22 protein-coding genes are annotated in these 21401 nt (G+C 38.8%); 14 read left to right on the top strand and 8 right to left on the bottom strand.

Annotated features, from left to right (window positions below):
* Positions 1-48: 48 nt before the first annotated feature.
* The 10 genes from LY11_RS22805 to LY11_RS22760 all read left to right on the top strand — a co-directional run bounded on the left by LY11_RS22805 (position 49) and on the right by LY11_RS22760 (position 12610).
* Positions 49-669 carry a DUF4294 domain-containing protein gene (locus LY11_RS22805; RefSeq protein ID WP_111635930.1) on the top strand — a complete coding sequence of 207 codons (621 nt, stop codon included), beginning with the start codon at positions 49-51 and terminating at the stop codon, positions 667-669.
* Between the two features lie 2 nt (positions 670-671).
* On the top strand, positions 672-1169 hold the full coding sequence (locus tag LY11_RS22800) for a glutathione peroxidase (RefSeq protein WP_111635929.1): 498 nt from the start codon (positions 672-674) through the stop codon (positions 1167-1169).
* Between the two features lie 38 nt (positions 1170-1207).
* A complete protein-coding gene (gene bshB1 / locus LY11_RS22795) occupies positions 1208-1942 on the top strand; it encodes a bacillithiol biosynthesis deacetylase BshB1 (RefSeq protein WP_111635928.1) in 735 nt (244 codons plus the stop codon).
* A 119-nt stretch (positions 1943-2061) separates the two neighbouring features.
* On the top strand, positions 2062-3423 hold the full coding sequence (locus LY11_RS22790) for an acyl-CoA dehydrogenase family protein (RefSeq protein WP_111635927.1): 1362 nt from the start codon (positions 2062-2064) through the stop codon (positions 3421-3423).
* A 112-nt stretch (positions 3424-3535) separates the two neighbouring features.
* Entirely contained in the window at positions 3536-4669 is a 1134-nt protein-coding gene (locus LY11_RS22785) for a TlpA disulfide reductase family protein (RefSeq protein ID WP_111635926.1), read from the top strand.
* A 178-nt stretch (positions 4670-4847) separates the two neighbouring features.
* The gene (locus LY11_RS22780; RefSeq protein ID WP_146610902.1) at positions 4848-5396 is read left to right on the top strand and encodes an RNA polymerase sigma factor; all 549 of its coding nucleotides are present in this window, start codon (positions 4848-4850) and stop codon (positions 5394-5396) included.
* A 104-nt stretch (positions 5397-5500) separates the two neighbouring features.
* On the top strand, positions 5501-6526 hold the full coding sequence (locus LY11_RS22775) for a FecR family protein (protein WP_111635924.1): 1026 nt from the start codon (positions 5501-5503) through the stop codon (positions 6524-6526).
* Between the two features lie 92 nt (positions 6527-6618).
* A complete protein-coding gene (locus LY11_RS22770) occupies positions 6619-9912 on the top strand; it encodes a SusC/RagA family TonB-linked outer membrane protein (RefSeq protein ID WP_111635923.1) in 3294 nt (1097 codons plus the stop codon).
* 10 nt (positions 9913-9922) lie between these two features.
* Positions 9923-11287: a RagB/SusD family nutrient uptake outer membrane protein gene (locus LY11_RS22765; RefSeq protein ID WP_111635922.1), complete on the top strand. Its 1365-nt coding sequence runs from the start codon at positions 9923-9925 to the stop codon at positions 11285-11287.
* 66 nt (positions 11288-11353) lie between these two features.
* Positions 11354-12610, top strand: a complete 1257-nt coding sequence (locus tag LY11_RS22760) for a YdcF family protein (RefSeq protein WP_111635921.1) — start codon at positions 11354-11356, stop codon at positions 12608-12610.
* Between the two features lie 244 nt (positions 12611-12854).
* Here LY11_RS22760 and LY11_RS22755 read toward each other — a convergent pair whose 3' ends face one another.
* Both LY11_RS22755 and lat read right to left on the bottom strand, forming a co-directional pair.
* The gene (locus LY11_RS22755) at positions 12855-13259 is read right to left on the bottom strand and encodes a hypothetical protein (protein ID WP_111635920.1); all 405 of its coding nucleotides are present in this window, start codon (positions 13257-13259) and stop codon (positions 12855-12857) included.
* A 6-nt stretch (positions 13260-13265) separates the two neighbouring features.
* Complete coding sequence (lat, locus tag LY11_RS22750; protein ID WP_111635919.1) at positions 13266-14597, bottom strand: L-lysine 6-transaminase; 1332 nt, start codon at positions 14595-14597, stop codon at positions 13266-13268.
* A gap of 123 nt (positions 14598-14720) precedes the next feature.
* On the opposite strand from lat, the gene LY11_RS22745 reads away from it, so the two are divergent.
* Positions 14721-16016, top strand: a complete 1296-nt coding sequence (locus LY11_RS22745; protein WP_146610901.1) for a hypothetical protein — start codon at positions 14721-14723, stop codon at positions 16014-16016.
* Here LY11_RS22745 and LY11_RS22740 read toward each other — a convergent pair.
* Genes LY11_RS22740 through LY11_RS22730 form a run of 3 tightly spaced genes read right to left on the bottom strand, consistent with a single transcriptional unit; the run spans position 16013 to position 16992 of the window.
* Positions 16013-16384, bottom strand: coding sequence for a hypothetical protein (locus LY11_RS22740; protein WP_111635917.1), 372 nt, complete (start codon positions 16382-16384; stop codon positions 16013-16015). The genes LY11_RS22745 and LY11_RS22740 overlap by 4 nt on opposite strands.
* Positions 16377-16682, bottom strand: a complete 306-nt coding sequence (locus LY11_RS22735) for a hypothetical protein (RefSeq protein ID WP_111635916.1) — start codon at positions 16680-16682, stop codon at positions 16377-16379. Before LY11_RS22735 ends, LY11_RS22740 begins: the two co-directional genes overlap by 8 nt.
* 1 nt (position 16683) lies before the next feature.
* On the bottom strand, positions 16684-16992 hold the full coding sequence (locus LY11_RS22730) for a hypothetical protein (protein WP_111635915.1): 309 nt from the start codon (positions 16990-16992) through the stop codon (positions 16684-16686).
* Between the two features lie 305 nt (positions 16993-17297).
* Here LY11_RS22730 and LY11_RS22725 point away from each other — a divergent pair, with 305 nt between their 5' ends.
* Entirely contained in the window at positions 17298-17549 is a 252-nt protein-coding gene (locus tag LY11_RS22725; protein WP_317048012.1) for a helix-turn-helix domain-containing protein, read from the top strand.
* Positions 17550-17581: 32 nt separating this feature from the next.
* On the opposite strand, the gene LY11_RS22720 is transcribed toward LY11_RS22725, so the two are convergent.
* On the bottom strand, positions 17582-17923 hold the full coding sequence (locus LY11_RS22720; protein WP_111635914.1) for a hypothetical protein: 342 nt from the start codon (positions 17921-17923) through the stop codon (positions 17582-17584).
* Positions 17924-18485: 562 nt separating this feature from the next.
* Here LY11_RS22720 and LY11_RS22710 point away from each other — a divergent pair.
* Positions 18486-19979 (top strand): hypothetical protein, encoded by a 1494-nt coding sequence (locus LY11_RS22710; RefSeq protein WP_111635912.1) that lies wholly within the window; start codon positions 18486-18488, stop codon positions 19977-19979.
* A 183-nt stretch (positions 19980-20162) separates the two neighbouring features.
* Positions 20163-20618 (top strand): hypothetical protein, encoded by a 456-nt coding sequence (locus LY11_RS22705; RefSeq protein ID WP_111635911.1) that lies wholly within the window; start codon positions 20163-20165, stop codon positions 20616-20618.
* A gap of 47 nt (positions 20619-20665) precedes the next feature.
* On the opposite strand, the gene LY11_RS22700 is transcribed toward LY11_RS22705, so the two are convergent.
* Complete coding sequence (locus LY11_RS22700; RefSeq protein WP_146610900.1) at positions 20666-21118, bottom strand: hypothetical protein; 453 nt, start codon at positions 21116-21118, stop codon at positions 20666-20668.
* Positions 21119-21197: 79 nt separating this feature from the next.
* Positions 21198-21401: ATP-binding protein (locus LY11_RS22695; protein WP_170132758.1), on the bottom strand; the 204-nt coding region annotated here is incomplete at its 5' end.

The raw sequence follows: 21401 nt of genomic DNA, 5'->3' as shown, positions 1-21401 counted from the left end.
TAAACCTAATGTATTAAATTTGCTTTAACTTCGTGGGAGTATAAATTTATGAAATTTTGCAGTTTATTTATTCTGTTATTTGTCATTATTGCCGTAGGTGAACTAAAGGCGCAGGAAAGTTCTGTGCCCGTGAAGTTTCCTGTCAAAGGCAAAAATGATACCATCAGAGTAGCTTCTACGAACGAAGACGGTGAAATGATACCGTGGATACCTCTGAATGAGGTAGTTATATACGGTGCCAGAATTTTTAAAACTCCGGCAGACCGTGCCGCCTATAACAGGCTCCGTTACAATGTACTAAAAGTTATGCCTTATGCCCTTTTTGCAAAAAGAAGATATGAGCAACTGGAGCGTGACCTTGCCGTAACCACGGATCGCAAAGAGCATAAAAAGCTCGTAAAAGCCTGCGATGCAGAAATCAAAAAAATGTTTAATACAGAGATCAAAGAACTGACTATTACACAGGGACAGATTCTCACCAAGTTAATTGACAGAGAAGTAGGGCGTACCACTTACGAAATTGTTAAAGAAACACAAGGAGGTGTAAAAGCCTTTATTTACCAGTCTGTTGCAAGAGTAGTAGGCCATAATTTAAAAAGCACTTATAACGCTGAAGAAGAAAGAGATATAGAGTCTATTATTCAGTCTTCAGGGTTTTATCATCAATAAACATGGAAGAAAACCCTCAAAGTATTTACCAGTTTAATGCAAAACTAATCGATGGAAAAGATAAAAAATTAGCAGACTATAAAGGTAAAGTACTTCTGATCGTAAATATTGCTTCGGCCTGTGGATTCGCGCCTCAATTAAAAGAACTTCAGGAACTCAGAGACTCATTAAATCACGAAGAATTTGAAGTTCTGGGTTTCCCTTCCAATGACTTCGGCGGGCAGGAACCCTTAGTTGGAACCGCAATCTATGAATTTTGTGAAGTCAACTACGGCGTGAAATTCCCTGTATTTGAAAAAATCATGGTCAGAGGCTCACAAGCAAACCCAATCTATAAATTTCTGAGTAATAAAGACCTCAATGGTCATATTAAATCTACACCAAGGTGGAATTTTCATAAATACCTGATCAATAAAAACGGTGAAGTAGTGGATTACTTTTTCCCGTTTACCAAACCGTTATCTTCCAAGGTCAGAAAGAAAATTCAACGCCTGCTTTAAAGCGGTGAGCAAACGCTCATCAATCATAAAACAAAACAATGAAGTTAGATATATTAGTATTAGCTGTACACCCTGATGATGCAGAACTAGGCTGTTCAGGAACAATTTTAAAACATATTGCCCAAGGCAAAAAAGTAGGGATAGTTGATTTTACCAGGGGAGAATTAGGAACCCGCGGAACAGCGGAAACCCGTGATCAGGAAGCTGCAGATTCCGCAAAAATATTAGGTTTGCATGCCCGGGAAAACTTAAGGTTCAAAGACGGGTTTTTCAAAAATGATGAAGCACATCAACTGGAAGTGATCCGGATGATCCGTAAATATCAGCCTGAGATTGTTTTAGGTAATGCGATACGTGACCGCCATCCTGACCATGGAAGAGCCGCCTCTTTAGCAAGCGATTCTTGTTTCCTGTCTGGTTTGCCTAAAGTGGAAACCATAGACAACGGCGTGGCTCAACAAGCATGGCGACCACGTTTATTTCTTCAGTACATCCAGGATACCTATATCAAGCCTGATGTGATTATAGATATTACACCCTATATAGAAACGAAGATCAATTCGATCAAAGCTTTTAAAACTCAGTTCCATAGTCCTGAGCTTAATAAAAATCCAGAGCTTGACGGCCCTGCAACTTACATTTCCTCTCCTGAATTTTTTGAAAGTGTAATTGCAAGAGCCAGAGAAATGGGAAAACCTATCGGTGCGACTTATGCTGAAGGCTTTACTTCACACAAACTTCTGGGCGTAGATAACCTTTTCGAACTGCGTTAGGGAACAAAATCGGCTGTTAGCTGTTGTTCTGTTAATAAGTTGTTTAAATTCAGCATGGTAAATTGTTTAGCCTCCTGAATTTAAGCAATTTTTAAACTCAACCTAACACAGCTTTAACTATGGCCGGTATATTCTCTAAAATAAAAAATGCGTACACACTATTTCAGAGTGTGGATCTCGAAAAACTGGATGCGTTATCAAAAAAAGTAGATCTTAAAAAGATAGTGGATTCAGTAGCCGGCCTGGATGAAACCCAGCTTTCCGGCTTAATGAAAATGCTGGGGACTCCGCATAAAAAGAAAGAGCTTCCACCTATTAACGGAGATTTCTATCATTTGGGAGATACCGCATTAAACGAAGAAGATCGCGCATTACAATTAAAAGTCCGTGCATTTTTAGAGAAAGAAGTTAAACCGCTGGTCAATGAATACTGGCTGAAGGCAGAGTTTCCGTTTGAGCTGATCCCTAAAATTGCAGAACTGAATATTTGCGGGCTGACTTACCAGGGGTATGGCTGCCCCGGTAAATCAAATGTCATGGAAGGGATGTTAGCAATGGAAATGGCCAGGATAGATACTTCCATGTCTACCTTTTTTGGCGTTCAAAGTGGCCTGGCGATGGGTTCTATCTATCTTTTAGGCTCAGAAGCTCAAAAGCAGGAATGGCTGCCTGATATGCAGAAGATGAAGATCATTGGTGCTTTTGGCTTAACGGAACCCGAAGTCGGCTCTGCAGCTGCGGGAGGTCTGACCACTACAGCTAAAAGGCAAGGGAGTAAATGGATTCTGAACGGTCAGAAAAAATGGATAGGTAATTCTACTTTTTCGGACGTAACGATTATCTGGGCAAGGGATGTAGATGACAACCAGGTCAAAGGATTTCTGGTCAGAAAAGGGAATAAAGGTTTTGCGGTAGAGAAAATGCAGGATAAGATGGCCTTAAGGATTGTCCAGAACGGTTTGATTACGCTGACCAATTGTGAAGTAGATGAAGAAGACCGTTTACAAAATGCCAATTCCTTTAAAGATACCGCTAAAGTATTAAGGATGACAAGGGCAGGAGTAGCCTGGCAAGCTGTAGGTTGTGCCCGTGGTGCTTATGAAAGTGCATTGGCCTATACCAGGACCCGTAAACAGTTTGGTAAACCTATTGCTTCTTTTCAGCTCATCCAGAATCACCTCGTAGAAATGTTGTCTAATCTGACAGCGATGCAAACTTTATGTTTCCGTTTATCTCAATTACAAGATCAGGGACTGTTAACCGATGAGCATGCCTCACTGGCTAAAGTATTTTGTTCTTTGCGCACCCGCGATGTGGTGAGCAGGGCAAGAGAAGTGATGGGGGGTAATGGAATTCTGCTTGAATATGATGTGGCTCGTTTTGTGGCTGATGCCGAAGCCATCTATTCTTACGAAGGAACTAAAGAAATTAATTCGCTAATCGTTGGCCGTGCCATTACAGGATTTTCTGCTTTTGTTTAATACATACGTTAAGCAGAAATAGTTCGTTATATTTTGGTTACATGTAACGTCCGCCAACATATTACCCTTAATTTTGGATATACAGTAAATAAAACAATTAAAAATAGAATAAATGAAGAGATTAGTGCTGTCACTATTACTGACTACTCCTGCTTTTGTGTTCGCACAGCAAGGGGATTTTACATTAAACGGAAAAATTGGTACACTGAATGCTCCGGCAAAAGCTTACCTGACTTATAGAAGCGGAGAAAGTGTGGTAATGGACTCGGCAGTAGTTAATCAAGGTGCATTCGTATTTAAAGGAAAAGTAGCCGGGCCAACTATGGCCAGGGTTATTGTTGCCCATAAAGGTGAAAGTTTGAGGAAATTGGCAAGATCAGCAGATAATGCTGTGGTTTATCTTGAGCCTGCAAACATTACCCTGACTACTAAAGATTCTATCGCGCGCGGTGTCGTTACAGGTTCAAAATTGAATGACGAGAACGCAGTTTATATGAAACATATCGCTTTACCCTTAGCTAAATTAATGGCTATCAATAAGGAATACAGTGAAGCGCCTGAAGCGAAACAAAAAGATGAAGCATTTAAAAAAGCATTGGGAGATAAATACGAACAAGCAGAAGCAGAAATGAAAAACCTTCAGGCGACTTTCATTAAAGGTAATCCTGACTCTTACTTCAGTGTTTTAGCCTTACGTGAACTTGCAGGTCAATCTATGGATGTGGCTGTAATAGAGCCAGCATTTAAAGGGCTTTCTGAAAGAGTACGCACTTCGGATGCAGGTCTTGAACTCGCAAAAGCTATTGATGCCTCACGTTCAACTTCAGTAGGTGTACCGGCACCTGATTTTACTCAGAATGACGTAAATGGTAAACCAGTTACCTTATCAAGTTTCCGCGGTAAATATGTCCTGATTGATTTCTGGGCTTCCTGGTGCGGGCCATGCAGAGCAGAGAACCCTAATGTGGTTGCTGCTTACAATAAGTTCAAAGACAAAAAGTTCACTATCCTTGGCGTATCCTTAGATCAGCCGGGTAAAAAAGATGCCTGGGTAGCGGCAATTAAAAAAGATGGTTTAGTATGGACGCAGGTTTCTGACCTTAAGTTCTGGAATAACGCAGTAGCTGAACTTTACGGCGTAAGAGGCATTCCTCAAAACTTCTTAGTTGATCCGGCGGGTAAAATCGTTGCCACTAATTTAAGAGGAGAAGAACTGCATGCTAAACTTGCGGAACTCCTGAAATAGAACATCAGAACGGAGCTATTTAATCAGCTCTTTTTTGACATTAAAAAGCACTAAGCCCTTTGAAAGGTTTAGTGCTTTTTTTTTATCCGGCTTTTCTGGCTATGTTAAATTGTTTTTTCTGATAGAATTAATACTATATTTAGGTACAGCTAACATTGACCAGTTAGTTTTGGGAAAAATGTTAAACTATATTCAAAATATAAAAAAGGGCGACCATATATCTTTTGAGGTAGTTTTTAAACTATGCCATAAAAAGGTCTACGCTTATTTCTTTAAAAAGACAGCTTCCGAAGATCAGGCGAAGGAACTTACCCAATTGGCTTTTATTAAGCTATGGAACTTTAAACATACTTTATCTGAAGAACATCCGATGGACCTTCAGTTGTTTAAAATCGCAAAAACAACCTTACTGGATTATTTTAGAAAACAGGCAAACGAGGAACGTAACCTGAAACTATATTATCATAAAGCATCCGAAGAAACTGTTGAGCAGGATCAAAGTTTTGAAACCAGGCAGCAACTGGATCTGGTCTTAAATGTTCTGCCGCCCACACGCAAAAAGGTTTTTGTATTAAACAGGCTTCAGGGTTACTCTTACAAAGAAATTTCTGAACAACTTTCTATCTCACCCAGAACGGTAGAAAAACATATCTCATTGGCCATGAAACAACTTCACGGTTATTCCTCAATCCCCGCCATTATTTTCCTGATCAGGTTTTTTCAATAGCTGAATTTTGGACAATTAGAACCGGTATCTGAAAACAGTAAGCTGAATTAAAATTTATTTTTCAGGCATTACGGGTTTTTCTTAAATCAAATCGTATTAGTATTATGAGTATGTCAGAGGAGCTGCTGAATAAATATTTTAAAGGAACTTGTACACCAGAAGAGAAAATTCTGGTGGCTAAGTATTTGAATGAAATCAACGACCTGCCAGCAAACACATTCAGTAAAGAGGAATGGGATGAAACTCAGGATGCGGCGCTTTCTGAAGCCGAAAGCCTCCAGATGTTTGAGGCCATAACCGAACAGACAACTACTCCAGTACACCGGGTAAGCTGGCTTAAAATTACTGCTGCGGCGGCAGTTGTGCTGACTATACTGGGGATTGGATTTTTAAGTTTGAACCGCAATCAGCCAAAACCTAACCTGGCTAACCAGGAAAACCTTACTGCTAAACTCAAAAACGTTGTCAACTGGAAGTCTGTAGTCAATTATACAGAACAAGATCAATTGTTAACCTTACCAGATAATTCTACTGTGAAAATATACCCGGGTGGAGAATTAAGGTATACCGTGCCCTTTATGCAAAATAAAAGGGAAATCTATTTGAAGGGGAAAGGATTTTTCCAGGTTACCAAAGATAAAAAACACCCCTTTATCGTTTACGCAAAAGGTATTTCTACCACTGCTTTAGGTACTTCTTTTACCATTACCGCTTTAGAGAAAAACAAACTGGTTAAAGTACAACTGCATACGGGAAAGGTATGGGTTAAAAACATTGACTCTGCCCATCACATCAAACCATTTAGTGAAATCTTAAAACCAGGCGATCAATTAGTTTATAACGCTCTACTGAATAAAGTAAAGCTGACGGATGCTAAACTACCTGCGGGCAGACCACAAGATAAGCCAGCCGTATTAAACTTTACACAGGCTCCTTTAGCCGATGTTTTTGCAAGTTTAGAAAAGCACTACCAGGTAAAAATTATTTATAACCCGGCTGATGTATCGGAAATGTCCTTTACAGGCAGTTTAAAATTATCACAACCCATAGCAACCATACTGGAAGAAATAACCGAACTCAATAAATTAAGTCAAACCAAAACAATCAAAGGTTACCTGATCAGCAAGTAAAAATCAACCCATATCATTTACCTAAATAACCCGCTAAATAAGCGTGAAGGGAAGCCTTTTGCCAAAAAACAAACCACCAAAAACCATAGATTATGCTTAGAAAATTTACCAAACATCTGTTCTTTTGCCTGCTGCTGCTTGCAGTTTCGGTAAAAGCCTGGGCTCAGACCTCTGAGATTACCGGGATTGTAAAAGATGAAATGGGGGAGCCCTTGATTGGAGCCACCATACTTTTACAGAATATGAAAACCAATGATAAGAAAGGTATCATGGTGAATAAAGACGGTAAGTTCCAGATCAGCGGGCTGTCGGCGAACGTACCCTACACCATCAGTGCTTCTTACATCGGTTATGCGACAAAAACAATCAGTAATTATCTGCTTAAAGCAGGGGAGCAGGCCACGCTGCTGATTCAGCTGAACCCTGATTCCAAAGCCTTGTCTGATGTGGTGATTGTTGGTTATGGAACTCAGAAGGCCAAGGATGTCACCACTTCAATCGCCAGTATTAAAGCCGCTGACATCGAAAATCAGCCTATCAGTAATGCTGCAGAAGCTATGGTCGGTAAAATGGCGGGCGTTCAGGTTTCACAGGGATCTGGTACACCAGGAGGACCCTTATCCATTAAAGTCAGGGGAGTGGGAACCATCACTGCGGGGTCGGGCCCTTTGTATGTTATTGACGGCGTACCTATTTCTAATGATAATATCAATACTTTAAACACCAATGACATTGCTTCTATTGAAGTGCTGAAAGACGCATCCTCGGCCGCCATTTATGGTTCAAGAGGCTCTAACGGTGTCGTTTTGATTACAACCAAACAAGGTAAGAACGGCGTATCCACAATTAACGTAAACAGTTATACCGGCTGGCAAACCCTGTCGCACAAAATCAAAATGATGGATGCGTATCAATATTCTCAAATGGTGCTCGATTCAAGAAACAACTCCTATACGGATGCGATGGACGCTATCAACAGAAAAAACAATGCTTTAGGTTCACCTGCTGTAAATTACAATATCAATGACAGCAATGGTATCCGCTTATTTAATACTTCGAACAATACCAATACAGTAATCCCACAAGAAATTCTACCTTATCTTCAAGGCCAGCAAGGTTTAACCAATACCGACTGGCAGGATGAAATCTTTAGAGTAGCACCCATACAAAATCACTCTATCTCTGCTGCCGGCGGGAGTGAACTCCTTAAATATTATGCCTCTCTGGAATATTTTAATCAGGACGGTATCATTATCAACAGCGGTTTCAAGCGCTATAGCGGTAGATTAAACCTCGAAGGAAAAAAAGGCAAAGTAAGATATGGCGTTAACTTCAATCCATCTGTCATCAACGAGAAAAGGGTAAATGCAAATGGCGCTTACAATTCTAATGGCGGCGGAATCGTTGCATCGGCTTTACATTATTCCCCTATTTTCCCCGTATATAATACAGATGGAACTTATAGTTTCGCACAAAACTCCTGGAGTCCCGGCACTATAACCACTTTGCCTAACAATACGGTTGCAAGCGGTAACGGTGAAACACAAGCCTGGAACCCCGTTGCTTTGGCGAATCTGCAAAAGGATGACGTAAGCTCACACCGAATGACAGGAAGTGCATTTATAGAAGCCGAAATATTCAAAGACCTGAAATATAAACTTCAGCTGGGGGCTGATATTTTCAACAGCTCAGAAGATACCTTCAGACCTTCTACACTTCCTCAATCCAATACCGCTGGAAATCCGCTATCTGAGGCTACAGGTTCATCCAGAACGATTAAAGAAACCAACTGGTTATTAGAACACACCTTAAACTATTCCAAAACAATTGGCGATCACAGCCTCAATGCTTTATTGGGCTGGTCTAACCAGAAAGATGACTTAAGTGGAAATTACGCTTTTGCTTCCAAAGGTTTTATCAGCGATCAGGTAGAATACCTCAGCGCAGGTCTGGTGACTAATGGAACTTCTACCCGTACCCAATGGGCTTTAGCTTCCGGCATTGCAAGATTGCAGTATAGTTATAAAGGGAAATACCTGTTTACCGGTTCAGTAAGAGCAGACGGATCATCCAAATTCGGAAAGAACAATAAATGGGGCTATTTCCCATCAGCATCCCTTGGCTGGAGGTTATCAGAAGAAGACTTCCTGAAAAACTCAGAAGCAATTTCTGACTTAAAATTAAGGGCAAGTTACGGGTTGACCGGTAACTTTAATATCCCGAATTATGGCTCACAAGGAGCCATGACCAATTACGGTTATGTATTCGGGGGCGCAACGCCATCGGTTGTTAACGGTGCTGCACCATTTGCGCAACCTAACGATGACTTGAAATGGGAAAAAACGGCCCAGTTGAATCTTGGGTTTGATGCTTCTTTTTTCAAAAACAAGCTGACCTTATCCGTTGACGTTTATAACAGTAATACCAATAACTTACTCCTGAATGTACCAGTCCCTATCTCTACAGGTTTTTCTACTGAGCTTAAGAATATCGGTAAGGTCAACAACAAGGGAATTGATATTAATTTAGGTACACAACAGCAATTTGGCGGCGTGAGGTGGACAGCAAACGCGAATTTCTCGAAGAACATCAATAAAGTTGTAGAACTCGGCCCTGGTAATGCAGACATTATCAAGACTGGATCTGTTGCGAATGCCTATTTCATTACCAGGGTTGGTGAGCCTATTGGTTCTTATTACCTGCCAGTGGTTTTGGGTGTATTCAAAAACCAGGCAGAAGTTAACGCTTACCCTCATTACACAGACACACAAGGAAACTATGACCTGAATACCTCAAAACCTGGTGATTTTAAATTTAAAGACGTGGATGGCGATGGTGTAATTGACTTAACAAAAGACAGAGAGATTGTTGGAAATTACCTGCCTAAATTCACTTACGGCTTCGCAACCTCAGCAGAATATAAAGGCGTGGACCTGAATATCTCTATGCAAGGGGTTTATGGCAATAAAATCCTGAATCTTTCCCGCAGATATTTTGCGAACAAAGAAGGGAACATGAACAATATGGTCAGCTCTCTGGACCGCTGGATGTCAGAAAGCAACCCTGGAAGCGGTCAGGACGTACGCGCTAACCGTGCCGCAAAAGGCAGTAACGGTACAACCTCTACCTGGCATGTAGAAGATGGGTCCTACTTAAGAATCCGTAACATCGCCTTAGGCTATACTTTCCCTGCTGACCTGGTGAAGAAGATGACCCTAACCAAACTCAGAGTATATCTCTCGGTACAAAACCCTTTTACTTTCACGAAGTACTCAGGATACAATCCAGAGGTAACCAACCGCCCTGACGCTACCACAAACGGCGAAGACTACGGCGTTTATCCAACCTCAAAAACAATATCCTTAGGTATCAACATCACTTTATAAAATCAGAACCATGAAAAATTATATATACATTCTTATTGGTGGTTTAATGCTGACAGCCACTTCCTGCAAGAAATTCCTGGATTTAAAGCCACTGGATTCCTACACAGAAAACACCTTTTACGTAGATGAAAAAGGACTTCAGGGAGGCCTGATCAGTTGCTACGATGCTTTACAAACAGATAGCCTTTACGGAAATAACCTATTGACCCTTGGCGAAATCCGGGGAGATAATGTTACAGACAATGATCCCGGTTCAGGAGCAGGTGTCCGGAATCAAATTGAAGTATTTGCGGAAACCTCGGCCAACAATATCCTGTCCGGCAGCTGGCAAGGACACTACAAAGCTATCTACCGCTGTAATATTATTCTGGACAGAGCACCCGCCATCGCCATGAATGAAACTACAAAAAACCAGATCATCGCACAAGCTAAATTTATCCGTGCCCTAAGCTACTTCAACCTCACCAGACTCTGGGGAAATGTCCCATTGGTTACTAAAGTTCAAAAAACCGAAGAAGCCCGTGAAAACAGCCGTTCCACACCCGCACAAATTTACCAGCAAATTATAGGTGATCTGACTGATGCAGCAGCAAAACTTCCTGCCACATGGGCTGATGCTCAAAGAGGAAGAGCAACCAATTACGCTGCCTCGGCCCTTTTAGGTAAAGTCTATCTCTATCAAAAGAATTACACGCTGGCAGCCTCAACCCTGCAACCCGTAGTCGCTGCCATTTATGCCGGGACCACTTTAGCGACCGTACCACAAACCACTACCTTTCCTAACACATTAAAAACCAGTAAAGACATCATCTTTGCCGTTCAGTACCTTTCAGGAGGCGTTAAAGAGTTTGTAAACCAAGACAACCGCTACAGAAATAACAACAACACCAACATCATTAACCTGCCACAAAGCCTCTTTGAAGCCGGTGATAACCGTAAAGCGCTCCTTGCTGTAACCGGCACCGGCGGCCGTCCGGGGAAATTTAATACCCCTCAGGTGAACAATGAAACCAGTAGTGACTTCCCAGTACTCCGTTGTGCTGAAGTCCTGTTGATGTACGCAGAAGCCCTGAACGAAGCCGCTTACGGAAACCCAGACGCATTCAAAGCCCTGAACGCCGTACGTACCAATGCAGGCATTACCCAGAAAACCCCTGCAATGCTCACCACACAAAACGACTTCAGAACAGCCCTGTACCTGGAAAGAAGACTAGAACTGGCTCTGGAAGCAGACCGCTGGTTTGACATTGTGAGAACCAATCAAATGGCCACAATCTTCCCTGGTATTCCAACCTTCAGAAGTCTTTATCCAGTACCACAAGTAGAAATTGACAACATCAACAAAAAAGACGGCTGGCAGAACTCCGGTTATTAGAAAAACAAAAATCGTAGCAGTTACTACAATAACTGCTACGATTTTAACAACTTTACTAAAAAAACTATGAAAGCTTCTTTCCTGCTATTTTGCGGTTGGCTCATCACAATAACAGCCATTGCCCAAACTCAAAATCATGGGCCATCCAACCAATACATCCTTCAAAACACAGCTAACCCGGTCCAATATAAAAACTACTACCTGCTCACCCTCTTACAAAAAGATCCGGCGGTAAAAAACCTGATCCAAAAAGACCCCATATTCAGCAATCTCCTAAAAAACAAAACCACCAACATCAGCGCCGCACTAAAAAACTGCGGCAGCGACATCCCCTGTCTCACTCAAACAATCAAATTCAGTCCCGAAGAAATAGCTGCAGTAAGTAACCGTCTGCAAGCCCTCTTTAAACCAGGCAATCCACTCGCACTTCTGATCAGCCATGACCTCATCCCATCCGGCTGTTACAATAGCTATGAAAACCTGAAACCCGTAGAAATGCTAACCAAAGCCTGGGAACAAGACGCTAACGCCATAAACCATACCATCAACGTCTACGTCAACGGTCAAAAGCCTAATTACCCAAACATAGACTCCATCAGCTTTGACCTTAAAGACAAAAACTATCCAGAGCTCGTCAACACCAATGCAAAACTAAGCCTGACCAAAAAAAACACCCTATACTTTGAACCCTCCCTGCAATTTGCCCTGACAGCGCTGGAAATCAATGAAAGAAATGACGCAGCCGATTACGAGCCCATGATCAGCACCGTAAACAAAGCCGCCCTTACCTCCATTAAAAACACAAATTTCAAAGCCTATCCCTACACCCTAATCCTTGTGCCCGGAGAAGGCCCCGAAGAACACGACACAGAACTCAGCGCAGGAGGGATGCTCCGTTGCCGCCTCGCAGCAGAACAATACGAAAAAAAAGCAGCACCATACATCATGGTTTCCGGTGGGAGGGTGCACCCCTATAAAACAAAATATAGCGAAGCCTGCGAAATGAAGAAATTTCTTATGCAAACCTTACACATCCCTGAAAATGCTATTCTGATGGAACCACACGCCAGGCATACTACAACCAACCTGCGTAACGCCTCCAGGTTAATTTACCGTTACCACATCCCAATGGAACAGCCCGCCCTTGTCGTAACTACTAAATCGCAAAGCATGTATATCAGTGATATTATGCCTCAGCGCTGCATCCAGGAACTCGGGTACGAACCCTACAAAGCAGGCAAACGGTTATCAGACAACGAACTTGAATTTTACCCAAACACCAAATCCTTACAAATAGATTTTGATGAACCCATGGACCCATAGGTTCATCAAAAATCTTTCTTATAGTTTCTTCTCTAAGCTCCTTCTATTTCTTTCTTTCTTTCTTCTCAACCAAACACGAAACAACCCAAATCCATCCATTTAACAACATTTTCCAAGTAAGGAGAAACCCTGTGGAAAACAAAAAAACCAGTAAGCTATTTGCAGACATGTTTAATCGCTTTTCGCGGTTAAATCCGTCTGCAAATAGCTTACTGGTTTTTTTGTTTCTATCTTAGAAGAAAAACTAGTTAAATGGCCGTTTGGTAATACTCGTGTTCCCCATGGCGCTTTTCTCATACAACCCCACACAACTCCCATCAAACGAACTATCAAAATTCACCTTTCCAGCCCCTAACTCCGTCGGCACCTTACTTCCTTCCAGAAAATAATAAACCTTTGTATTTCCACCCTTATGATGCGGCTTATAATTTCCATAAGTTTCCATTTCCGACCAGATCGTATCCTTCACCGTTACCGCGAACACATATTGAACCGGGCCCGTATTGTTCTCATTTCTATACTGAGCAACCTCCTTGAAACCAGCCTTAAGATCGCCCGCACCAGGTTGAAAAAACGTACCCTTCAACATCCATCCCACTAAAACCACTACCAGTACCCCCAGGAAAATATTAATCTTTCTATTTCGCATTCTATCTTATAAACCAGCTAACACTTTCTCCATAACCTCTAAACCCAGATCAATATGGCTTTTCTCCATAATCAGTGCAGGGCGGAAACGAACCGTTTGTGCACCACAGCCCAGGAACATTACATTATGCTCCAGGCCCTTTTGAATAAACGCATTACGCATATCGCCATTCGGGAAATCAAAAGCACAAAGCAGGCCCTTGCCCCTTACATTACTGATCTTATCATACCTCTGCGCTAACCCTTCCAGATTCTCCTTCAAATACCCGCCAACAACGGCCGCATGCTCACACAACTGATCCTCCTCAATAATCTGAAGAATCTTTGTTGCTCTTACCATGTCAACCAGATTTCCACCCCACGTAGAATTAATCCTTGAAGGGACGCGGAAAACATTGTTTTCTATCTGATCCACCTTATCTCCGACTAATATTCCGCAAACCTGCATTTTCTTACCAAAAGCAAGAATATCAGGACGTGCCTTTTCACTATAATGCTGATGGCACCAGAACTTGCCTGTTAAACCAACGCCCGTTTGTACCTCATCATAAATCAGGAAAGCATCATTCTCATCAGCAATGCTGCGGAGCTGGATTAAAAACTCTTCACGTAAATGATTATCACCACCCTCAGACTGGATTGGCTCAATAATAATTGCGCAAATATCATCCTTATAATCAGCAAAAGCCTGTTTCACCTGCGCAATAGAAAGCTCTTCCGTGCTGATTGCTGTTGCTAAATTATCATGTTCCAGCGGGAACTTTACCGTAGGAATAGAAACCCTTGGCCAGTCAAACTTGGCGAACCATTTAGTTTTGTCCGGTGACGTATTTGTTAAACTTAAAGTATAACCAGTTCTGCCATGGAAGGCCTTTTCGAAATGGAGTACTTTAAATCCTTTTTCTTCTTTATGACCCTTGGCAAAGTTTTTCTGAACCTTCCAGTCCATTGCAACCTTAATCGCATTTTCAATAGCTAACCCGCCACCTGCAATAAAAAAAGCATGAGGAAGATAAGAAGGAATGCCAATCGCACCAAAAGTTTTTACAAATTCTGCATACTGCTGCGTATACACATCAGAATTTGAAGGGTTTGCCATTGCAGCCTGCAACAGATTTTGTGTAAAAACAGCATCATTAACCATTTTCGGATGATTATATCCAAGGGGAACAGATGCGAAACAAGTAAAGAAATCCAGTAATGTCCGCTTGTACTTTGAGTCGTAAATGTATGCTCCCTGGCTTTGTCCCATATCGTAGGTCAAATCAAATCCGTCAGCTAAAACGTGCTGACTTAAAATTTCATTGACCTGATCAGGAGCTACAGTAAGTTGGTACATAATTCTTATATTTTGGTTTATCCAAATTTAGTAAAATGCCCCTGAATAACAAGTTTAGGGCATATTTTGCCTAAAAAACCAAAAACAAGGTTTAAACAGTTTAAAGTTATACACATTTGAAAAATGAGCTTATTTAGTAATTTAAATCGTATTATGTATGTTTGTAAAACCATAGGGGATAAAACAGGGGATAATTTTATGAGAAAGGCTAAAATTTTAAAGATTTGGAACGAATATGTGTTTAAACTCTATAGACCCACTAATGTAAACGAAAACAACAAGATAGAGGTGCATTTTAATTTTTTTAATCAGGAGACAGGAAAAAATAAACAAATCAAGAAAAGTACTGGAATAGATAGGTATGCGAAAGAGAATGTTTACACTAAACAAGCCAATGATTTGATAGATTCCCTTATAATTATGATCCAAGGTGGCTACAATTTTATCACAAATTCTTACCCAGAATATGTTAAGTTGAATCCAAATAGCAATATATCCGATTGCATCAAATCTTGGCTTCAGCACAGAGAAACTGATGTTGAAAATGGAAAAATCAAAAAAGCAGAGCTAGATACAACTGGTTATGTTTTCGATTACTATAAAGCTTATTTGAAAAAAAATAATCATTTGCATGAGAAGCCAGGATCATTTACAGTGAATGATATTACCGCATTTATGCGGCACATAGAGAAAAAACGTAAGTTATCTCCCTTCACATACAACAGTTATCAATCACGTCTGACTTATTTTTATGATTTTCTAATTCAGGAAAGAGTCATAGTTTATAATCCAGTGCATAAGGCATTTAGATATAGCACTAAGAAGCTGAAAACCAGATATGAGGAATTTGATGATACGACATTATCAAAAATTCAATCTCTTCTAAGCTCAGACCAGAAATTTGCTGATCTATATATTGCCAGCAAATTGCTTTTTGACTTTAGTATAAGAGAAGTGGAGCAACTTCGAATTCAACTTGGATGGATTGATTTTAAAACAGGCATTTTATCGCTTCCTGAAAAAACGTTGGAAAATGGTGTCCTAGTAAATGCTACCAAAAATGGCTTGTCAGCGAAGTTTCAATTAGAAACAGAACATTTGGATTTAATTACTGGATATATCGGGGAAAGGGATGCAGATGAAAATTATCTGTTTGGTGGTCATGGCAGACCAAGCCTAAAACGAATGTCTGATAGTTTTTTAACTCTCAGGTGGGATGCGTTTAGGACGAAATATGAATTATCAAAAAAGCTAAAAATGTATGCATTAAAGCATACTGGAAATTATAATAGTCTTGATAATATGTCACCTGATCAATTGTCACTTATTGCCAGGCACGAAGACCCTGCCCAAATCAACGCTTACATCGGTAAGCGAAAAAGAGATGTCATCAAGTTAGGGGATAAGAAGCGGTTTTAATCCAGCTTCTTACCCCTAGTAACTATTTTGTTTATAATTGCTGCCTGTTTTTCAGCTTTACTGATAGTCTTTTTTGATGGTTTATGTACTGGTTTAGTATACTTATTTTTAATAAATTCTATATTGTCAGTAAGCGGAACTACCATTTCCTTCAACTCATTTAAAGCCTCTATCACAGCTTTATCTTCTTTCAAAGGTATTTGCCTTGCTTCGGCTAGTTGCTGCAAAAGGTGGTCTGTAAATGCCTTTTGCAGCAGTTTTTCTGTCCTTACTTCAGCTTGGTATTCATTGAATGATTTTACTTTGCCAGTATAGGGCACTCTTTTGCCATCTTTAATTGTTGACCAGGTTTGTATGCGTTTATTCATTGTCAAGGATAATTGATGCTCTAAATAACGTGTATAGCTCTTCCAACCTTTTCTTTAAGATATGTGCTAGATTGGATTTTTTGGCTTCTATAGATTTGCATAGGACAACAACGGTTATACCATATTCGGGTAATGGTGTAATATCAATTTCTATAAAAATATTCTGTAATGTATAAATAGATGTAAATTGATCTTTCCGATCATGGGTTAGCACTAAATTATTATCCTTTGTGAATTCCACCATAGCAGGAGATTGAAAATAGTCGTATAAATTTTGGAGTTTCTTTTTATCTATCATATTAATTCAAATCGAAGGTGTTAAGTACTTTTGTTATTTGATCATTTACATTCGTTTCAATTAACATTTTCCTGATTTCTTGTTGAAATGAGTCAGATTCTCTAGGTAGTGCAACTATATATTCTAATGAGCTTTCATTTTCCAGATCGAAAATAATCAAGTGATTACCCTCTTGTGGATTGGTAGTTTTTTCTAGTTCAAGGGATGCCATTCCCCCTATGACAAGGTCAAATTTAAGGTGATAATCAAGGTTTGTAATCAGGGCTGTACTGATAGCTGTTAAAAGTTTATTTTTCATTTTAATTTCCATATTATTATTTATTATATTGTTTGAATTATTGTAATGCAAATATAAAAGCAAAATTAGCCTAATACAAATTTGTTAATCTCCTAGAATATCATAAAAAGATATACTTGATATTATAGGTTAACATTTATTTATAAGTCAAAGCGGGATGTTGAAATAAGGATTTATTTACAGATTAGGGAATAATAATCTGCGATAATGATATTTTAAAGGTTGATTTTTGGAGAGTGATTTCCAGAAGTTAGAAAAAAGATGCAATTTTCTTATTAGATAAGTGAAAGGAGGTCAAATGGAAATTCATTTTAATAATGACAATTCTATGGCATTTAATTCTCTTGAATGATGTTTTGAGTATATCTAAATCTACACTCATGCAAAACCACACAGAATTAAACGCAAAAAATGTTGCATTTAATATCAAAAAAATAAGGGAGCACAAAAATTATACTCAAATTTACCTAGCTAAAAGACTAGCTATTTCTCAAAATGCATACAGCAAGATTGAGTTGGGTTATAGCAAAATTACCATAAATAGGTTATTTGCTATAGCACAGATATAGGATACTAGTGCCATTACTCTTATAACTATGGATCATCGCTTGGTGTTAATATAAGTCTCTAATACTTGGATATCCTTATCTACGCTATCACGGTTGAGATTGTAGAACTCGTTGTTAAACACCTGCTCAGGACTTATAACTATTTTAAACCCAGAAATCCTTAGATTCGGTTCATCACTTTTAACTATGCTAACTAATAGGTCAATTATGCCACGATTAGTGTGGTTAGCCACTTCATATTGATACCTAGTATATTCTCTACCAGCGGTCTTGAATACCGACTTACCACTTGTATGGCGGTATGTGTTTTCTGTTTTAGACAACAGGTATTGGTTAATTTCCGCAATCATTATTTCTTCAGATGTTCTTTCCATATTAGTTAGATATTAGCTATGAGATAATATGAAAAGATCACCTGGTTTGACTGGAACGTTCAGCGTTACCATTCTTTCAGTGATTGAGTAATCTATGTTTAAAAAAAGTCTTTTACCATTAAGGTACACCGCTACTGATGATTCATTACCTGTATAAGTAAGATAATGCTGAAAATTTTCAGCTACTTCTTCGATTTTTTTATAATCCGATCTCATGGTTCAGTATTCTGGTTTATGCAATATAGCAAAATTCCCCCCTGTCTGTTGTATATGTTTTCTCTTTCTTTTTATGATAGAGTGGGGGGAATAAATATTCAACTATTTACATTATAACCTTGAAAAAAAATCATTATAAGTTATTTTAGTATACATAACAGGAAGAAAATATATTTTATTAAAAAGTTATCAAATATGAAATTGAAGACTATTTATATATGTAACTCAGGTTATACATATCAATCTTAGTGATAAGCATTAATTGTTTCAAAAGGGTGGGAAGCAACTCCCACCCTCTCTTAAAGCCCCCTACGATTATTAAGAGAAATTGAAATGAATAAATTAAATGCTACAAATTAACACTTATGAGTGCCTTAAGTTCAAAAGAGTAAAAAACACAATATCACTTCCTGCATGGATTGAATTAATTAGACAATCTGACTATACTGTACAAATACTGGCAGCCAGGCAATACGATAAAGGGGACAAAGAATATGATGACATCAAAGAAGCGATGCCATGCGTAACCTATAATTTCCTTTTTAATAGAATTAAAACGAATAAAACAATTACTTCTAATACAGGTATCATGATGATTGACATAGATGTTCCAACGTTTGATTTCGATTCATTAGACCTCACTAAAATACTCATGGCAGCCAAATCTTTTGGTGGTCAGGGATACACTCTATTAGTGCAGGTGGAGGGTTTAACCTTAAACAACTTTTCAACCACATACTTATCTATATGTAACGATTTGGGATTAATTGAATTCTTTGATAAAGGTGCAAAAAAACCTACTCAGTATTCTGTATTGTCTTATGATCCAAATGTAATATACAATCCTGATTCATTCATTTTTGATGCTATTGAACCTTTCATCAATGAAAATTCCCCCCTGTCTATCGAAGAAGAAAGAAAAGAAACATATACAATAGAGTGGGGGGAAAAAGATAAAGGAATTAAATATACCAATAAGCATGATTTCCAGATTGAAGGTAATTATCAAGTCAATTGGATTAATCCATATAAGGTTATTGAATGTTTCATTCCAATTCATAAGATCTCAGATGGTAGAAAAATGTCCCTGATTTCATATTGTACCAATCTTGTTTATTTAAATCAGTGGTTACCGCATGGAACTGCTTTAAATATTATGAGGAATGTCAATAAGCTGGTATGCCTGGAGCCACTCGAATTTAAGGTTTTGGATGGTATAGTAAAATCAGTTATTCAACAAAGGAATGAAAACAGGTTACAGCCTATCGTTACTGATCGTAAGATAATATTTAATAAAGAGGCTGGATTGTCTCGTGAAGACAAGCTGGAAGTGTGCCGCAATGAAAATGCAAAAAAGAAAACTACAGATTCTAAAGATAAACTTAATTCAATTATAGAATCCTGGGATCTTGTCCAGCATGGAAAGATCACCCAGGCAAAAATTTATAATAATTATAGCATCAGTAGCAAAACGGTAGAAAAATATTGGCCTGAATTTAAATCATTCGTTGCGGATTTAAATAGTCTGCTTAAACCAGCACCAGCAATAAAAAAAATAAAAGAAAAAACAATTATGATAAATAAACAACAACCGATTCTAACAGAGGAATATATAAAAGAATTAGACACATTAACCTGGTACATAGGTGACCAGCAGTATCATTTCGGTAATTATACAGTTATAGAGTCTACAGTAAAGGATGATGTAGATAATTATCGTTTACGGAATCAGTCGATGTCAGCTCCATATAATGATGCAGACCTGCTTTTCAATGGGCGTAAATATGATTTTATCAAATATAAAAGTGGGAATGAAACGATGATATTATTATCAGCATAAATTTTAAGCCAGGACTTGATTTTTTCTGATCCTGATATACATTAGTAATGTGTTAAGGGATAAGTAAGGTAGATATACAAATTAGAGGGTGGAAAACTGTCCATCCCTTCATCAAGATGAAATCTGACTTTTTTATCTATAGTAATAGATAACATAATATTTATACTAAAGAACAAGAAATTTATGAACAACGCATTTACACTAACATCAGAAATTATCGCCTTATCGGAATCGAGCACTTGGGAAGGTGCCAAAAGGGAGTGGATATTCACTCATGCATTCCAACGTCCTGAAAGTGCTTGTTTGTGCGGAAAAAAGAGTATTATCAATGTATGTATCATCACTAATTTTATAAATGACAATGAAACTGAAGTAGGAAATTGCTGCGTTAAGAAATTTATGGATATGGATGAAGGTGAGGCTGTATTCATCAGCCTGAATAAATTAAAGCATGATATTGAGAGCAATATTACAGGTGTAGCATTGGATATGTTCAATGAGACAGGTAAGATCACTGCATGGGAATATGAATTCTACAGCGATGTAATGAAGAAAAGGAAGAAATTATCTCCAAAGCAAATCAAATATAAAGTTGCAGTAAATAGAAAATTTATGACCTATTATAGAGATAAATCCTGAATTATCAATATGCTGACTGATAATGGATTCAAAAATTCAGATCGCACCTATTTTTCCAATATGAATTTTGCTGCCTTCAGTATTTGCTTTTTATTTTTGCTAGTAAATAAGGTTGACTGTAAATCTACGCCTACATCATCCTTTATACCGACACGTAACAAACTGATTTCGTGTAACGAAAAATAAGAGATTTCTCGATCCGTAATAGGAGCACTTATATTTATTATACTGGAATTTGTAACATTACCAATTTTTGATAAAGATGTATCTGCCTTAAACTTAAGTATGGTATCTATATCCATTTTCATTAGCAAACTTAAATCTCTTATGTTACCATTGTTGAAAGCACCATTTTGTCCGCTGGGTGCCATCCATACGAAATTGATGTACCTTTTCCCTTTATTCTCTGTAAAACCAAAATACATTCCAGTGGAAGCTAAAACACTACCAAGCGTCACAATTGGATATTCCGAACAAAGTACACCAGTGTTCCACGGCAAAGTACACCACTTCTTTGAGCGGCATAAAATACACTAACTATGCATTATACCCACTAAACAAGAGTGGTATTTTTCAAACTTAATGATTTTTTTTATTTCGTAAAGATTTTCCCGTAAGGGCTATTCTGTGCGCAGAAGCTGACAGCCTGTCCATAATTGCGTCGGCCAATGTTGGTTCATCAATAAAAGCATACCATGTATCCACCGGAAGCTGTGAAGTAATGATTGTAGCCCCATTCCCGTATCTATCCTCCAGGATATCCAGCACGGCAATCCTGGCATC

Source organism: Pedobacter cryoconitis (assembly GCF_003259615.1).
Classification (GTDB): domain Bacteria; phylum Bacteroidota; class Bacteroidia; order Sphingobacteriales; family Sphingobacteriaceae; genus Pedobacter; species Pedobacter cryoconitis.
Note: the sequence above shows the minus strand (reverse complement) of the source record. Positions and strands in the feature narration are given on the sequence as shown.

Bases quoted from the DNA above. Each gene is read 5' to 3' on its own strand.
- LY11_RS22805 (WP_111635930.1), top strand. From the start codon at position 49: ATGAAATTTTGCAGTTTATTTATTCTGTTATTTGTCATTATTGCCGTA.
- LY11_RS22800 (WP_111635929.1), top strand. From the start codon at position 672: ATGGAAGAAAACCCTCAAAGTATTTACCAGTTTAATGCAAAACTAATC.
- bshB1 (WP_111635928.1), top strand. From the start codon at position 1,208: ATGAAGTTAGATATATTAGTATTAGCTGTACACCCTGATGATGCAGAA.
- LY11_RS22790 (WP_111635927.1), top strand. From the start codon at position 2,062: ATGGCCGGTATATTCTCTAAAATAAAAAATGCGTACACACTATTTCAG.
- LY11_RS22785 (WP_111635926.1), top strand. From the start codon at position 3,536: ATGAAGAGATTAGTGCTGTCACTATTACTGACTACTCCTGCTTTTGTG.
- LY11_RS22780 (WP_146610902.1), top strand. From the start codon at position 4,848: ATGTTAAACTATATTCAAAATATAAAAAAGGGCGACCATATATCTTTT.
- LY11_RS22775 (WP_111635924.1), top strand. From the start codon at position 5,501: ATGAGTATGTCAGAGGAGCTGCTGAATAAATATTTTAAAGGAACTTGT.
- LY11_RS22770 (WP_111635923.1), top strand. From the start codon at position 6,619: ATGCTTAGAAAATTTACCAAACATCTGTTCTTTTGCCTGCTGCTGCTT.
- LY11_RS22765 (WP_111635922.1), top strand. From the start codon at position 9,923: ATGAAAAATTATATATACATTCTTATTGGTGGTTTAATGCTGACAGCC.
- LY11_RS22760 (WP_111635921.1), top strand. From the start codon at position 11,354: ATGAAAGCTTCTTTCCTGCTATTTTGCGGTTGGCTCATCACAATAACA.
- LY11_RS22755 (WP_111635920.1), bottom strand. From the start codon at position 13,259: ATGCGAAATAGAAAGATTAATATTTTCCTGGGGGTACTGGTAGTGGTT.
- lat (WP_111635919.1), bottom strand. From the start codon at position 14,597: ATGTACCAACTTACTGTAGCTCCTGATCAGGTCAATGAAATTTTAAGT.
- LY11_RS22745 (WP_146610901.1), top strand. From the start codon at position 14,721: ATGAGCTTATTTAGTAATTTAAATCGTATTATGTATGTTTGTAAAACC.
- LY11_RS22740 (WP_111635917.1), bottom strand. From the start codon at position 16,384: ATGAATAAACGCATACAAACCTGGTCAACAATTAAAGATGGCAAAAGA.
- LY11_RS22735 (WP_111635916.1), bottom strand. From the start codon at position 16,682: ATGATAGATAAAAAGAAACTCCAAAATTTATACGACTATTTTCAATCT.
- LY11_RS22730 (WP_111635915.1), bottom strand. From the start codon at position 16,992: ATGGAAATTAAAATGAAAAATAAACTTTTAACAGCTATCAGTACAGCC.
- LY11_RS22725 (WP_317048012.1), top strand. From the start codon at position 17,298: ATGACAATTCTATGGCATTTAATTCTCTTGAATGATGTTTTGAGTATA.
- LY11_RS22720 (WP_111635914.1), bottom strand. From the start codon at position 17,923: ATGGAAAGAACATCTGAAGAAATAATGATTGCGGAAATTAACCAATAC.
- LY11_RS22710 (WP_111635912.1), top strand. From the start codon at position 18,486: ATGCTACAAATTAACACTTATGAGTGCCTTAAGTTCAAAAGAGTAAAA.
- LY11_RS22705 (WP_111635911.1), top strand. From the start codon at position 20,163: ATGAACAACGCATTTACACTAACATCAGAAATTATCGCCTTATCGGAA.